This is a genomic window from Herbidospora sakaeratensis (assembly GCF_001570525.1).
Lineage (GTDB): Bacteria > Actinomycetota > Actinomycetes > Streptosporangiales > Streptosporangiaceae > Herbidospora > Herbidospora sakaeratensis.
Genome location: NZ_BBXC01000025.1, coordinates 102,478 through 116,084 on the forward strand (window position 1 = coordinate 102,478; position 13,607 = coordinate 116,084).

13 protein-coding genes are annotated in these 13,607 nt (G+C 71.1%); 8 read left to right on the forward strand and 5 right to left on the reverse strand.

All coding sequences use genetic code 11. The annotated features are described in order from the left end of the window. Window positions 1-37 precede the first annotated feature (37 nt). Complete coding sequence (locus AW271_RS35130) at window positions 38-1,153, reverse strand: steroid 3-ketoacyl-CoA thiolase (protein ID WP_062342129.1); 1,116 nt, start codon at window positions 1,151-1,153, stop codon at window positions 38-40. A 20-nt stretch (window positions 1,154-1,173) separates the two neighbouring features. Continuing rightward, window positions 1,174-1,791, reverse strand: a complete 618-nt coding sequence (locus AW271_RS35135; RefSeq protein ID WP_062342131.1) for a TetR family transcriptional regulator — start codon at window positions 1,789-1,791, stop codon at window positions 1,174-1,176. A 96-nt stretch (window positions 1,792-1,887) separates the two neighbouring features. On the opposite strand from AW271_RS35135, the gene AW271_RS35140 reads away from it, so the two are divergent. The 3 genes from AW271_RS35140 (at window position 1,888) to AW271_RS35150 (ending at window position 4,792) form a co-directional block, all read left to right on the forward strand. Next, entirely contained in the window at window positions 1,888-2,907 is a 1,020-nt protein-coding gene (locus AW271_RS35140) for an acyl-CoA dehydrogenase family protein (protein WP_062342133.1), read from the forward strand. Further along, window positions 2,892-4,046: an acyl-CoA dehydrogenase family protein gene (locus AW271_RS35145; RefSeq protein WP_062342135.1), complete on the forward strand. Its 1,155-nt coding sequence runs from the start codon at window positions 2,892-2,894 to the stop codon at window positions 4,044-4,046. Before AW271_RS35140 ends, AW271_RS35145 begins: the two co-directional genes overlap by 16 nt. A gap of 410 nt (window positions 4,047-4,456) precedes the next feature. After that, window positions 4,457-4,792, forward strand: coding sequence for a hotdog family protein (locus AW271_RS35150; protein ID WP_062342137.1), 336 nt, complete (start codon window positions 4,457-4,459; stop codon window positions 4,790-4,792). Between the two features lie 4 nt (window positions 4,793-4,796). Here the strand turns inward: AW271_RS35150 and AW271_RS35155 are convergent, their stop codons facing one another. Continuing rightward, window positions 4,797-6,197: an RNA polymerase sigma factor gene (locus AW271_RS35155; RefSeq protein WP_062342138.1), complete on the reverse strand. Its 1,401-nt coding sequence runs from the start codon at window positions 6,195-6,197 to the stop codon at window positions 4,797-4,799. A gap of 189 nt (window positions 6,198-6,386) precedes the next feature. Between AW271_RS35155 and AW271_RS35160 the strand changes: the two genes are divergently transcribed. From AW271_RS35160 to AW271_RS35180, 5 genes are read left to right on the forward strand one after another with little or no spacing between them, the layout of a single operon-like run. After that, window positions 6,387-7,340, forward strand: coding sequence for an ABC transporter ATP-binding protein (locus AW271_RS35160; protein ID WP_062342140.1), 954 nt, complete (start codon window positions 6,387-6,389; stop codon window positions 7,338-7,340). After that, window positions 7,333-7,998 carry an ABC transporter permease gene (locus AW271_RS35165; protein ID WP_062342142.1) on the forward strand — a complete coding sequence of 222 codons (666 nt, stop codon included), beginning with the start codon at window positions 7,333-7,335 and terminating at the stop codon, window positions 7,996-7,998. The genes AW271_RS35160 and AW271_RS35165 overlap by 8 nt, the downstream gene beginning before the upstream one ends. Continuing rightward, window positions 7,995-8,657 (forward strand): ABC transporter permease, encoded by a 663-nt coding sequence (locus tag AW271_RS35170; RefSeq protein ID WP_030456524.1) that lies wholly within the window; start codon window positions 7,995-7,997, stop codon window positions 8,655-8,657. Before AW271_RS35165 ends, AW271_RS35170 begins: the two co-directional genes overlap by 4 nt. Before the next feature lie 36 nt (window positions 8,658-8,693). Next, on the forward strand, window positions 8,694-9,608 hold the full coding sequence (locus AW271_RS35175; RefSeq protein ID WP_083977698.1) for an ABC transporter substrate-binding protein: 915 nt from the start codon (window positions 8,694-8,696) through the stop codon (window positions 9,606-9,608). Next, window positions 9,608-10,108 (forward strand): flavin reductase family protein, encoded by a 501-nt coding sequence (locus tag AW271_RS35180; RefSeq protein WP_062342148.1) that lies wholly within the window; start codon window positions 9,608-9,610, stop codon window positions 10,106-10,108. Before AW271_RS35175 ends, AW271_RS35180 begins: the two co-directional genes overlap by 1 nt. Here the strand turns inward: AW271_RS35180 and sppA are convergent. Further along, window positions 10,105-11,793: a signal peptide peptidase SppA gene (gene sppA, locus AW271_RS35185; protein ID WP_062342150.1), complete on the reverse strand. Its 1,689-nt coding sequence runs from the start codon at window positions 11,791-11,793 to the stop codon at window positions 10,105-10,107. The genes AW271_RS35180 and sppA overlap by 4 nt on opposite strands. 69 nt (window positions 11,794-11,862) lie before the next feature. Then, complete coding sequence (locus AW271_RS35190) at window positions 11,863-13,461, reverse strand: glycosyl hydrolase family 18 protein (protein ID WP_245653353.1); 1,599 nt, start codon at window positions 13,459-13,461, stop codon at window positions 11,863-11,865. Window positions 13,462-13,607: the final 146 nt, after the last annotated feature.

Here is a 13,607-nt window from a genome sequence, read left to right on the forward strand (position 1 = left end):
CCTCGCAACCGCCTAAGCGGTAGAGCGTCGAAGGGGGTCACGCGCGTTCGAGGATGGTCGCGGTGGCCAGGGCGCCGCCCGCGCACATCGTCACCAGGGCCGTGGACCCGTCCGTCCGTTCCAGTTCGTGCAATGCCGTGGTGATGAGGCGGCTGCCCGTCGCGCCGACCGGGTGGCCGAGGGCGATGGCGCCGCCGTTGGGGTTCAGGCGGGTGGGGTCGGGTTTGTGGACCGACGCCCATGACAGGACGATGGCCGCGAAAGCCTCGTTGACCTCATACAGGTCAAGATCCGACATCGACATCCCGGCCCGGTCCAGCACCCGCGTGGTGGCCTCCACGGGGCCGTCCAGGTGGAAGTAGGGCTCCGACCCCACCAGCGCCTGGGCCAGGATCCGGGCGCGGGGGCGCAGGCCGTGTCGTGCGGCGGCCGGCTCGCTCATCAGGAGCACCGCGGCCGCGCCGTCGGAGATCTGCGACGACGTCCCGGCGGTGTGCAGGCCGCCAGCGCCCAGCACGGGCTTCAGGCCCGCCAGGGTCTCGGCCGTCGTCTCCCGCAGGCCCTGGTCGCGGGTCACCCCGGCGACGGGGACGATCTCGCGGTCGAAGCGTCCCTCGGCCCACGCTTCGGCCGCGCGCTGCTGGGATCGGGCGCCGAAGGCGTCGAGGTCGGTGCGGGAGAGGCTCCGGCGGGCGGCGATGCGTTCGGCGGCGGTGAACTGGTCGGGCAGGTCGATCGTCCAGTCGTCGGGGCGGGGGTTGGCGGGCAGCACGTTCGAGCCGAGCGGCTGGCGGCTCATCGACTCGACGCCGCAGGCGATGCCGACGTCGATCACGCCCGCCTGGATCAGGGCCGCGACCAGGTGCACGGCCTGCTGCGACGAGCCGCACTGCGCGTCGACCGTGGTGACGCCGGTCTGGTAGGGAAGGCCCGCGTAGAGCCACGCGTGGCGGCCGACGTGGCCGCCCTGTTCGCCTGCCTGGGTGACGCAGCCGGCGAAGACCTGTTCGACGGCCAGGGGGTCGAGGCCCGACCGCTCGACGAGGCCGCTCAGTGCCGCGGCGAGCAGGGCCTGGGGTTTGACTCCGGCCAGCCAGCCGCCGCGTCTACCGATCGGCGTCCGGACGGCCTCGACGACGACCGGCGTTCCCATGCCGAAAACTGTAACGCGTTCTATTCCACCCGGGAAGCCGGGAACTCCGCCAGGAGGCGGGACGCGGCGATCTCGATGCGGCGCTGGATGTCCTCGTACGTCCGCCGCCCGCGCAGCATCTCCAGGAGTTCCTGCACCCACACCGCGCCGAGCGAGGCCGCCAGGACCGCCTGCTCCTCGGTCGCGCGGCCGTCGGACAGGCCCGCGACGCGGACCAGCAGGCCGGCCATGCGGTCGCCGAAGGGCAGTTCCACGTCGGCCAGGATCAGCGCCCTGATCAGCGCGTCGGCGAGCTCGGGCTCGCGCATCAGGCCGCGGGTGGCCCGCATCAGCACGTCGACGGCCCGGCCGTCGGGGGTGGCGGCGGCGGGCGGGCGGCGGGCGATGCTCGACTCCAGCATGTCGAGTTCCTCGCCGACCACGGCGACCACGAGGTCCATCTTCGAGGGGAAGTAGCGGTAGAGGGTGCCCAGGGCCACGCCCGCGCGTTCGGCGACCGTGCGCATCTGCATGGCCTCGACCCCGCCGCGGGAGGCCAGGGCCGCGGCGGCCTGGAGGATGCGCCTGCGCCGCTGGAGCTGACTCTTGGTGCGCAGGCCCGGAGCCGTGCCGGGCGGGAGGTCCTGGACCGCTTCCATAGCAGAACACGTTATCTGACCAGGTCCCGTACCGGATGGTTACTCACCAGTCACGGGGTTGTGGACACTTACTAGAATCCGTTCTAACTTCGGTTGGTGGATTTCGATCTCGACGAGCCGCAACGGGAGTTGCGCACCCTCGCGGCCGGGCTCCTCGACAAGGAGGCCGACCCGGAGGCCCACGAGAAGACCGGCGAACCCTACGACGCCCGCCTGTGGGCCACCATGGCCCGCGCGGGGCTGACCGGGGCCTGCCTGCCCGAGGAGTCGGGCGGCGCGGGGCTCGGGCCGGTCGAGATGGCGGTGCTGCTGCGTGAGGTCGGCGCGCACGTCGCGCCCGTGCCGCTGCTGCCCGCGCTGGTCACGGGGCTGACCGTGGCCCGCCACGGCTCGGCGGCCCAGCAGGCCCGGCTGGCTCCCGTCGCCGAGGGCGCCGTGCCCTGCACCTACGGCGTCGGCGGGCGGGTCGCCGTCGCGAACGGGCGGCTCACCGGGCGGGTGACCGGCGTACCCTACGCCGCGCAGGCCGCGGGTGTCCTCGTGGCGGTGGACGACGACGTGTACGTGGTCCATCCGGAGGCGATGGACGTACAGGAGACCCCGACCGCGACCGGGGAACCGGCCGGAGTGGTGACCCTCGACGACGCCCCGGGAGAGCTGATCGCCGGGGCGGCCCGCGAGCTCGGCCTGCTGGTCCGCGCCGCGATCACCGCCACCGCCTCGGGGGTGCTGGCCCAGGCGCTCAAGATCACTACCGGCCACGTCAGGACCCGCCGCCAGTTCGACCGCGCGCTGGCCGAGTTCCAGGCCGTCACCATGCAGGTCGCCGACGTCTACATCGCCGCCAGGGCGCTCGACGTCGCCGTCTGGTCGGGGGTGTTCCGGCTGGCGGCCGGGCTCGACGCCGACCGCGACCTGGCCGTCGCCGGGCTGCACACCGCCGACTCGGCGCTGCGGGCCCTCTACACCTGCCAGCACCTGCACGGCGGCCTCGGCCTCGACGTCACCTATCCGCTGCACCGCTACTTCGCCTGGGGCAAGCACGCCGCGCACGCCCTGGGCGGGGCCGAGGCGCAGCTCGACCTGATCGGGGACCTCGAATGTTCGTCGAACTGACCGACGCCCAGCGTGCTCTGCGCGACGAACTGCGCGGCTACTTCGCCGGCTGCCTGACCGCCGGACAGCGCGCCGACATCGCCGCCGACCCGTTCGGCGCCGCCTACATGGAGCACTGCCGCCGGCTCGGCCGCGACGGCATGCTCGGCATGGGCTGGCCCGAGGAGTTCGGCGGCCGCGGCTACGGCCCCCTCGAACAGCAGATCTTCGCCAATGAGATCGCCCGCGCCGAGGTGCCCTACCCGATCATCACGCTGCAGACGGTCGGCCCGACCCTGATGCAGTACGGCACCCCCGAGCAGAAGGCGTTCTTCCTCCCGCGCATCCTGGCGGGCGAATGCCACTTCGCCATCGGCTACAGCGAACCCGGCGCGGGCACCGACCTGGCCTCGCTGACCACCACCGCCGTGCGCGACGGCGACCACTACGTCGTCAACGGCCAGAAGATCTTCACCTCGGGCGCGCACTTCGCCGACTACATCTGGCTGGCCGCCCGCACCGACCCGGACGCCAGGAAGCACCGCGGCATCACCATGATGATCGTCTCGACCGCCGACCCCGGCTACTCCTGGACCCCGATCATCACCATGGACGGCCGCCACCACACCAACAGCACCTACTACAGCGACGCCCGCGTCCCGGCCGACATGGTCGTCGGCGAGGTCGGCAAGGGCTGGGACCTGATCGTCAACCAGCTCAACCACGAACGCGTGACCCTCGGCCCGGCCGGCAACATCGCGCACACCTACGACCGCTTCAAGGCGTGGGCGCGGCGCTCGGGCGCCATCGAGGAGCCGGCGGTCAGAAGGGCGCTGGGTTCGGTGTACGCCGCCTTCCGGACCAACGAACTGCTCAACTGGCAGGTCGCCGCCAACATGGACCTGGGCTGGCTCGGCGCGCCCGACGCCTCGGCCACCAAGATCTACGGCTCCGAGCGCATGCAGGACGTCGGCCGCGTCGTCGGCGAGACCCTGGCCCGCTTCGGCGATCCGGCCGACGAGGAGACCCGCGACCTGATGGAGCGGGTCGACCGGGGCGTGAAGGGCGGTCTGGTGCTGACCTTCGGCGGCGGCGTCAACGAGGTGCAGCGCGAACTGATCGCCATGCTGGGCCTGCAGTTGCCCCGGCCGCCCCGCTGATGCGCCGCTCGGAGCGTCTCCAGGCGCAAAGAAGACATACCGCACCTCCCGCTGCCTGGGGGGATGCCGAAGTTCCGTCCGCGAGTGGAAAAACCTCAACCCGGTGAATCCCGACCCCAACCGGTGGATCAACCGGCTAACACGGACACCCGGCCCGTCTGCAAGGGTTCACCGTGCGGAGAGCTTCCGGGCCCAGCGGTGCGGCGGGCCCGGAAGCCTGCGACATTCCGCCCACACCCGGTCCGCCCGGCGTGCCGTCCTCCTCCGGCGGAACCACGCCGCGGCGACCGGCGTAGGGCGGTCCGTCCTGTCGACGAGAGCCCGGGAGCCGTGAGATGCGAACCCTGAACACACCCAGGCGCGGCACACCGTTCGCGGCCCCCTGCCGCCCCGCCCCGTGGAGCGGCCCGATGCGAACCCCGGAGATCCCGACCGGCACCCAGCTGCCCCGCCTGATCCTGTCGGCCGCCCTGACGGCCAAGCCGGGTTCCGCGACGGCCGCCGACGTGCGGCTGACCATGCTCACGACGATGGACCTGGTCGAGAACTACGTCACCGAGTGGGCCGGCCCCGACGCGTTCCTGCGCGGCATGAACGTCAAGCTCGGCCTGCCCGCCCACGCGGGCGACACCCTCACCTTCACCGGCGTCGTGGTGGACGCCACCGCCGAGGTCGTGACGGTCGAGGTCTGCGCCCGGTCGACCGAGGGCGTGCACGCGACCGGGGTGGTCCGCCTCTCCTGGTGAGGCGTCAGACCAGCAGCGGCATCGAGAAGAAGACCGCCAGCGCGATCGCCAGGCAGATCAGGAAGCCGATCAGCTCCCACGCCCAGTCGTGATGCCGCTCGGCCTTGACCTTCGCCTTCGGCGCCCGCCGCCCCGAGTGGGCGCGGGCCGGCAGCAGCGTGGGCTGATCAACCGGAGCTTCGGGCAGCGCGCCCGTCTGCACCGCTCTGACCAGCGCGCTCTCGGGCGCGTCGATCGTGGTCGACCCCTGCGGCAGGTCGTCGTCTTCGACGATCGGCTTGGCGAACACCAGCCGGTCGGACGGCAGCAGGTCGGGCATCGTGGTCTCGCCCGGCGTCTCGGGCTCGGACGGCGAGAAGGCGACTTCCGGCGTGTCGGCCTCGGCGGGCTCGATCTCCGGGAGCTCGGTCTCCGTCGTGAAGCCGTCGAACGACGGCATCTTCGAGAACGCCGCCAGCTGGTCTTCGACGACCGCCTCGACCGCTTCCACCGTTTCGGCCGGTGCGGGGGCGACGTCGGGAGCGGGCGCGGCCGTCATGCTGATGCGGCGCTTGGGCGGGCCGTTGCCGATGTTCTTCAGGATCGAGCCGCGCAGACGGGGCATCGGCTCGGTCAGCGCCTCGTGGCGGCGGCGCCGCTCGGCGATCTTCGTCGGGTTGGTCAGGTCGTCGAGCGGGACGACCGTCGTGTTCGTCGCCGGGTCGGTGTCGGTCGCCAGCGGCAGCGGCCACGAGGGCGCGGTCGGCCAGAGCCGGCGGACCGGCAGCGAGGACTTCCGGCGGACCGGCGGAGCCTGGTCAAAAGGGAGGGCCGACTGGTGGAGCCGGCGCAGCACGTCGTGGGGCGGCTCACGCCAGGGGAGCCGGGCCAGCACGTCTTCGAGAGGGGCGACCCCGATGGCGTCGTACACCTCTTCGACGTCGCGCGCGATGAACGGCGCGGTGCGGGCGGCGGCGACGGCGGTCGCGAGGGTCTGGCCGAACCGGTGGCGGGCGCTGGTGGCCAGCTCTTCTGCGGTGTCGGCGGCGACGTCGAGGACTAAGGCGAGCTCGGCGGTGCTGAGCCCGCAGTGGGCCGACAGCAGCAGGACCTCGCGCTGGTGGGGCCGGATGTCGCGGAAGACGCGCTCGATCAGCGCGGTCGCCGGGTCGGCGATGGAGTCGACGGCGGGCATCGCGTAGCTGACGTCGCGGCGGTAGATCTCGCGCCGGGCGAGGGAGAAGAGCGCCGCGCGAGGCGGATCCGTCGGCGGGACGCCCGTGAGCACGGCGACCAGGGCGTCGGCGGCCGAGGCCGTCTCACCCAGCTGGTCGTGGCAGTAGGCGAACAGCCCGGCGGCGTGACGCTCGTAGAGCTCGGCGATCAGGTCGCTCCTGGAACGCTGACCCGTGAGCGGTGTTGTCACGGCCGGTACCCCTGGTGTTGAAGTGGAGGGATCGTACGTCAATCATGCCGCCACCAAGGCTGGAGCGCACTAATTAGTGGGCTTTTGATTCATATTCTTCTGGGCAGTGACCATTGATCATTTCGGAATGTAACAAAGCCCTCGTAGGCTGGCCCGCGGAGATCGACACCCTGTGGACAGAGGTCGCCAGTGATCACTTTTGACGGCGTCACGAAACGCTACGCCGACGGGACGGTCGCGGTGGACGACCTCTCCCTGGAGGTGCCCGACGGCGCCATCACGGTTTTCGTCGGCCCTTCGGGCTGCGGGAAGACCACCTCCCTGCGCATGATCAACCGGATGATCGACCCCACCGAGGGCCGCGTCCTCCTCGACGGGAAGGACGTCACCACCGTCGACCCGGCGACCCTGCGCCGGGGCATCGGCTACGTCATCCAGCAGGCCGGCCTGTTCCCCCACCGCCGCATCGTCGACAACATCGCGACCGTGCCGTTCCTGCTCGGATGGGACAAGAAGAAGGCCCGCGACCGCGCGATGGAACTGCTCGAACGCGTCGGCCTCGACCCCAAGATGGCCCGCCGTTACCCCTACCAGTTGTCCGGCGGCCAGCAGCAGCGCGTCGGCGTGGCCCGCGCGCTGGCCGCCGACCCGCCGGTGCTGCTCATGGACGAGCCCTTCAGCGCGGTCGACCCGATCGTGCGCGCCTCGCTCCAGGAGGAGCTGCTCCGGCTGCAGTCGGAGCTGCACAAGACGATCGTGTTCGTCACCCACGACATCGACGAGGCCGTCAAGCTCGGCGACACCGTCGCGGTGTTGCGGGTGGGCGGGAAGCTGGCCCAGGTCGCCGCGCCCGCCGACCTGCTCAGCGACCCGGCCGACGACTTCGTGCGCGAGTTCCTCGGCCGCGACCGGGGCATCCGGCGGCTCGGGTTCGTCCCGGCGAAGAACCTGGCGCTCGACCCCGCGCCCGAGGGCGTGACGCCCGAGGGCCACGGGACCTTCAATCCGGCGCGCGACTCCCTGCGGGCCGCGCTCGACGCCGCGCTGCTGTCGCCCGACGGGCTGGCGGTGGCCGTCGACGACGACGGGCGGGTGCTCGGCGTGGTCGGCCAGGCCGCGCTCGTGGGGGCGGCCCGTGGATGAGCCCCTCGTCCGCTGGGACTGGATTGCCCGCAACTGGGACAACGGCGGGCCGACCTCGGTGAAGGTGCTGCTGGAGAACCACATCGTGATGGCGTTCGTGCCGGTGATCGCCGGGCTGCTGATCGCGATCCCGCTCGGCCTCGCGTGCGCCCGCTACCGGTGGCTCTACCAGCCGACCGTCGGCATCATGAACGTCGTCTACTCGCTGCCGTCGCTGGCGCTGTTCTCGATCCTGCTGTCGGTCACCGGCCTGACCCAGACGACCGTCATCATCCCGCTGACCCTGTTCTCGCTGGCCGTGCTGATCCCGGCCGTGGTCGACGGCATGCGGTCGGTTCCCGACCACGTACGCCAGTCGGCCGTCGCCATGGGCTTCCAGCCGATGCGCCGGCTCACCCGGGTCGAGCTGCCCATCGCGGTCCCGGTCGTGCTGGCCGGGCTGCGCGTCGCGGCCGTGTCGAGCATCTCGCTGGTCAGCGTGGGCGCGCTCATCGGGCAGGGCGGGCTCGGCTACCTGTTCATCGACGGCTGGCAGCGGCAGTTCTACACCCCGATCGTGGTCGGGATCGTGCTCGTGGTCGCGCTGGCCCTGGTCGCCGACCTGGTCATCATCGCGGCCCAGCGCCTGCTGACGCCGTGGGCGAGGAGGCGCGCGTGAACTGGCTCATCGAGTTCTTCGGCAGCGCCGAATACTGGTCGGGCGACGACGCGATCCCGCTCCGGCTGCTCCAGCACCTCGAATACTCCTTCCTGGCCTTCGCCATCGCCGCGCTGATCGCGATCCCGCTCGGCCTGCTCATCGGGCACACCGGCCGGGGCGCGGTCATCGTCGTGGTGTCGGCCAACGCCGCCCGCGCGCTGCCCACCCTGGGCCTGCTCGTGCTGGTCGTGCTGCTCATCGGCGTCGGCACGCTCTGGCCGGTGCTGATCCCGCTGATCGCCCTGGCGATCCCGCCGATCCTGGTCAACACCTATGAGGGCATCCGGGGCGCCGACCCCGATCTGCGCGACGCCGCATACGGGATGGGTCTGCGGGGAAGCCAGGTGCTGTTCCGGGCGTTGCTGCCTGTTGCGCTGCCGTTGATCCTGCTGGGTCTGCGGCTGTCGGCCATCACCGTGGTGGCGACGGCGACGGTGGCGGCATATGTCGGGCTTGGGGGGCTGGGGAGATACATCATCGACGGGCTGGCGACGAAGAACTACGCCGAGGTGTTCGGGGGAGCGGTCCTGGTCGTCCTCCTCGCGCTGGCGGTGCAGACCGGGTTCACGCTGCTCAACCGGGTAATCGTCTCGCCGGGGGTGCGACAGGTCCGCTAATCTCTACCTATCCCCCCGATTTTGAAGGGAATGTACGTGAAACGAGCACTCGTCACCGCGCTCGCCGCGGTGTTCGCCCTATCCGCCTGCGGAGGAGGTGGCAGCGACCCGTTGGCGCAGGCCACCCCGTCCGCTCCCGCCGCCTCGGGGGGCTCCGCCGCGGCCTCGACGGTCGTCGTCGGCTCCTTCAACTTCCCCGAGAGCGTGCTGCTGGGCTCGATCTACGCGCAGGCCCTCCAGGCCAAGGGCGTCACCGTCGAGGAGAAGCCCAACATCGGCTCCCGTGAGGTCGTCTTCGACCAGGTCAAGAGCGGCGGCCTGACCGTCCTCCCCGAATACGTCGGCTCGCTGCTGGCCTTCGTCGACCCGGCCGCCACCGCCAAGTCGACCGACGACGTGGTCGCCGCGCTGAAGACCAAGCTGCCCCCGGAGGTCGAGGTCCTCACCCCGGCCGCCGCCCAGGACGGCAACTCCCTCACGGTCACCAAGGCGTTCGCGACCGAGAAGAGCCTGACGACGATCGAAGACCTGGCGAAGATCTCCAAGGACCTCGTGGTCGGCGGCCCGCCGGAGTTCAAGGAGCGTCAGGAGGAGAACTTCAAGAACACCTACGGCCTGGAGTTCAAGTCGTGGGAGCCCACGGCCGAGACCACGGCCGACGCCATCAAGAGCGGCACCATCCAGGTCGGCAACGTCTTCACCACCGACCCGAAGATCCTGCTCAACGACCTGGTCTCGCTCCAGGACAACAAGAACGCCTTCGCCGCCGACAACATCGCGCCCCTGGTGTTCAAGGCCGGCGCCGACGACACGGTGAAGTCGACCCTCGACGCCGTCTCGGCCAAGCTCACCACCGAGGGCCTGCTCGAACTGATGAAGCAGGTCGCGGTCGACAAGGCCGACCCGCCGGTGGTCGCCAAAGACTGGCTGACCCAGAACGGCCTGCTCTGATGACGACCCCGGCGGCGGGCGCGCTGTTCGTCGAGGCGATGGCCCAGCTCGCCGCCGGGGTCGCCGTCGTCACGGTGAAAGACGACCGCGACGACGTCGGCAACACCGTGACCAGCCTGTTGTCGGTCTCGGCCACGCCGCCGACCGTGCTGATCAGCCTCGCGAACGGCGCCTACCTGACCGAGCTGCTGCTGCGGCGCGACCGGTGGGCGGCGACCCTGCTCGCCGACGGCCAGCAGGCCATCGCCTCCCGCTTCGCCACCCCGGGCCGCCCCGGCGCCCGGCTGCTGCTCGCCTCGGTGGCCCACCATCGCGGCGCCCACTCCGAGGCCCTGATCGTCGAGGGCGGGGTGGCCGCCGTCGAGGCCGAGACCATGACGGTCGTGCCGGCCGGCGACCACATGCTCTTCATCGCCCAGGTGACGGCGGTCGACTACGTCGACGCGGCCAGGCCGCCGCTCACCCGGCTGCGCGGCCGTTACCGGCCGGTCGGCGGCTAGCGGATCACCCACTGGCCGGGCAGCACCAGCGGCCCGGCGGCCGGCAGGCCCAGCTCGGCGGCGAACGCCGCCAGCGGCCCCCACGCCTCCAGGCGCACCCGCGCCATCGCGGCCGTCTTGTCTTCGGACGACTCCGGCGGGATCAGCCGCTCCAGCGGGTTGATCTTCGGGTAGGAGCGCACCGGCGCGTCGGCGGCCAGCCCGGCCCGCTTGCGCGCCTCGGCCAATGCGTCTTCGACCCCGCCGAGCTCGTCGACCAGCCCGTGGTCGCGTGCGTCGGCGCCGGTCCAGACCCGGCCCCTGGCCAGCGACTCGGCCTTGTCGCGGTCGAGGCCGCGGCCCTCGGCGACCTTGTCGACGAAGTCGTCGTAGACGCGGTCGAGCCAGGTGTTGATGCGGGCCCACTGCGACTCGGAGAACGGCCGGGTGGCGGAGAACATGCCCGCGTTGGCGCCCTCGGCGACGATCTCGGTGGCGATGCCGAGCCGGTCGAGCAGCCCGCCGAGCACGGCCTTGCCGCCGAACACGCCGATCGAGCCGGTGAGGGTGCCGGGCTGGGCGTAGATGACGTCGGCCGCCATCGAGACGAAGTAGCCGCCCGAGGCGGCGACGTCGCCCATCGACACGATGACCGGCTTGCCCGCCCGCTTGGCCAGGATCACCTCGCGCCAGATCGAGTCGGAGGCGGTGTAGGAGCCGCCGGGACTGTCGACCCGGAAGACGATCGCCCGCACCTTGTCGTCGCGGCGAGCCGCGCGGATCGCCGCGCTGATGGTGTCGGAGCCCATCGCGCTGCCGCCGCCCAGGGGCGAGCGGCCGCTGCGGCCCAGCCTGATCGCGCCGTGGCCGTGGACCAGCGCGACGACCTGCTCGCCCGGGTGGGGCATCTTCGGCAGGGCGGTCTTCGCGTAGCGGGCGACGTACAGGAGGACGGTCTCTTCGGGCACGTGGTCGGCGTAGACCTCGTCGCGGTACTTCAGGCCGTCGACCAGACCGGCCGCGACGGCCTCCTGGCCGTAGAAGGGGCCCTGGTCGATGAGTTCGCGCACCCGCTTGGGCTCTAGGCCGCGGCCCTCGGCGATGCCGGCGACGAGCTGCTCGGTCAGCGACTCGGCCAGCCGCCCGGTCATCTCCTTGTGGGCGTCGGTCATGTGGTCTTGGGTGAACATGTTCGCGGCGGTCTTGTACTGGTGCCGCTGGCCCACCTGGTAGTCGATGTCGAGCTTGCCGAGCGCGCCCTTGAGGAAGCGCTGCTCGATCGCCACGCCGGTCAGCCCGACGTCGCCCGACGGCTGGAGGTAGACCTTCTCGAAGGCGCTGGCCAGGTAGTAGGGGACGGTGCCGTTGGCGACCTCGCCGTAGCTGTCGGCCCAGGCCACGGTGAGTTTCCCGGCCGCCCGGAAGTGCACGACCGCGTTGCGGATCTCCTGCACCATGGCCAGCCCGAGCGGATGGCCGCCGATCTTGACGATCAGGCCCTTCACGCGGGGGTCGCGGCGGGCCCGCCGCAGGCCGCCGATGACGTCGCTCAGCCGGGCCCGGCGCATCGACAACAAGGCCGACACGGGGTCGGCGGGCGGAGCGTCGGTCAGACCCTCGGTCAGGTCGAGCTCCAGCATCAGCGGGGAGGTCCGGCGCTGCCGCATCTTGCCGACGGCCTCGATGATCGTCTTGGTCGCGTCCATGAAAGCCACACTAAGCGAAACGGCCCCGCGCACAGGGCGCGGAGCCGTTCAGCCGTCAGAGGACGGGTGTTACTTGAGGCCGTTGCTCATCGCGGTGATCAGCTCGCCGTTGGCGGTGTCGCCGCTGGTCTCCCAGAAGAAGGCGCCGGCCAGACCCTGGTTCTTGGCGTAGGTCATCTTCCCGGCGATGGTGGCGGGGGTGTCGTAGCTCCACCACTGGTTGCCGCAGTGGGCGTACGCCGTGCCGCCGACCGTGCCGGTGGCCGGGCAGCGGGTCTTGAGGACCTTGTAGTCCTCGATGCCGGCCTCGTACGTGCCCGGCGCCGCGCCGGTGGCCGAGCCGCCCGGGGCCGACTGGGTGACGCCGGTCCAGCCTCGGCCGTAGAAGCCGATGCCGAGCAGCAGCTTGGCGGCCGGGATGCCCTTCGACTTGAGCTTCTGGATCGCCAGGTCGCTGTAGAAGCCGGCGGTCGGGATGCCGGTGTAGCTGGTCAGCGGCGAGTGCGGGGCGGTCGGGCCCTGCGCGGCGAACGCGCCGAAGTAGTCGTAGGTCATCGGCATGTAGAAGTCGACGTACTGGGCCGCGCCTCCGTAGTCGGCGGCGTCGATCTTGCCGCCGTTGGTGCCGTCGGCGGTGATCGCGGCGGTGACCAGGGCGTTGGGACCGAACTTGGCGCGCAGGGCCTGCATCACGTTCTTGAACGAGGCGAAGCCGGAGGCGTCACAGCTGAGGCCGCAGGCGTTCGGGTACTCCCAGTCGATGTCGATGCCGTCGAAGACGTCGGCCCAGCGCGGGTCCTCGACCATGTTGTAGCAGGAGTTGGCGAACGCGGTCGGGTTCGCGGCGGCCTGGGTGAAGCCGCCGGAGTAGGTCCAGCCGCCGATGCTGAAGATCACCTTCAGGCCCGGGTACATCGCCTTGAGCTTGCGCAGCTGGTTGAAGTTGCCGCGCAGCGGCTGGTCCCACGTGTCGGCGACGCCGTCGACGGAGTTGGCCGTGGTGTAGGCCATCTCGTAGTCGGCGTAGCTGTCGGAGATCGTGCACTGGCCGTTCTGGACGTTGCCGAAGGCGTACAGGATGTGGGTCAGCTTGGCGGCGGAGCCGCTGGTGTGCAGGTTCTTCACGTAGAACTGGCGGCCGTAGACGCCCCAGTTGGTGAAATAGCCGATGACCTTCTTACCGCCCGGCGGGGGAGTGACCGTGGGGGTCGGCGAGGGGGAGGGGCTGGCGGAAGGCGAAACCGTCGGAGTGGGCGACGGCGAGGGGTTCACCGGGCCGCCGGTGCAGGGGGCGCCGTTGAGCTTGCAGTTCTGGACCGCCGACAGGCCGCCCGGGGCGCCGACGAAGCCGAAGCTGAACGAGGCGCCGGCGGCGAGCGGGCCCGCCCAGCTCTTCTTGGTGAAGGTGTAGTGGTTGCCCGACTTCACCATGTCGGCGTCCCAGGCCGAGCTGATGGTGGTGGCGCCCGGCAGGTCGAACTCGACCGTCCAGGTGGGCAGGGCCGTGTCGCCCGCCTTCACGGTGACCTTGCCCTGGAAGCCGCTGCCCCAGTCCTGGTCGACGGCGTACGTGGCGGTGGCCGGAGTGGCGGCGGCGGCCTGGCCGAAGCCGAACGGCACGAGCAGCGCCGCCGCGGCGATCAGCGAGCCGATGGTGATACGTCGCAAGGAACGCTCCCGGGGGGTAACTCTTAGGAAAGTTTCCTATTAATAGCCCGAGATTAGGACCATGATCTGACGGCGGTCAACTCATCGGTAAGGGGGTTAATCTGCGCTTAAGGTTCCCATAAGAAAGGGCCCCCGAAGGGGCCCCT

Bases quoted from the DNA above. Each gene is read 5' to 3' on its own strand.
- AW271_RS35135 (WP_062342131.1), bottom strand. From the start codon at position 1,791: ATGGAAGCGGTCCAGGACCTCCCGCCCGGCACGGCTCCGGGCCTGCGC.
- AW271_RS35130 (WP_062342129.1), bottom strand. From the start codon at position 1,153: ATGGGAACGCCGGTCGTCGTCGAGGCCGTCCGGACGCCGATCGGTAGA.
- sppA (WP_062342150.1), bottom strand. From the start codon at position 11,793: ATGGACGCGACCAAGACGATCATCGAGGCCGTCGGCAAGATGCGGCAG.
- AW271_RS35180 (WP_062342148.1), top strand. From the start codon at position 9,608: ATGACGACCCCGGCGGCGGGCGCGCTGTTCGTCGAGGCGATGGCCCAG.
- AW271_RS35145 (WP_062342135.1), top strand. From the start codon at position 2,892: ATGTTCGTCGAACTGACCGACGCCCAGCGTGCTCTGCGCGACGAACTG.
- AW271_RS35150 (WP_062342137.1), top strand. From the start codon at position 4,457: ATGCGAACCCCGGAGATCCCGACCGGCACCCAGCTGCCCCGCCTGATC.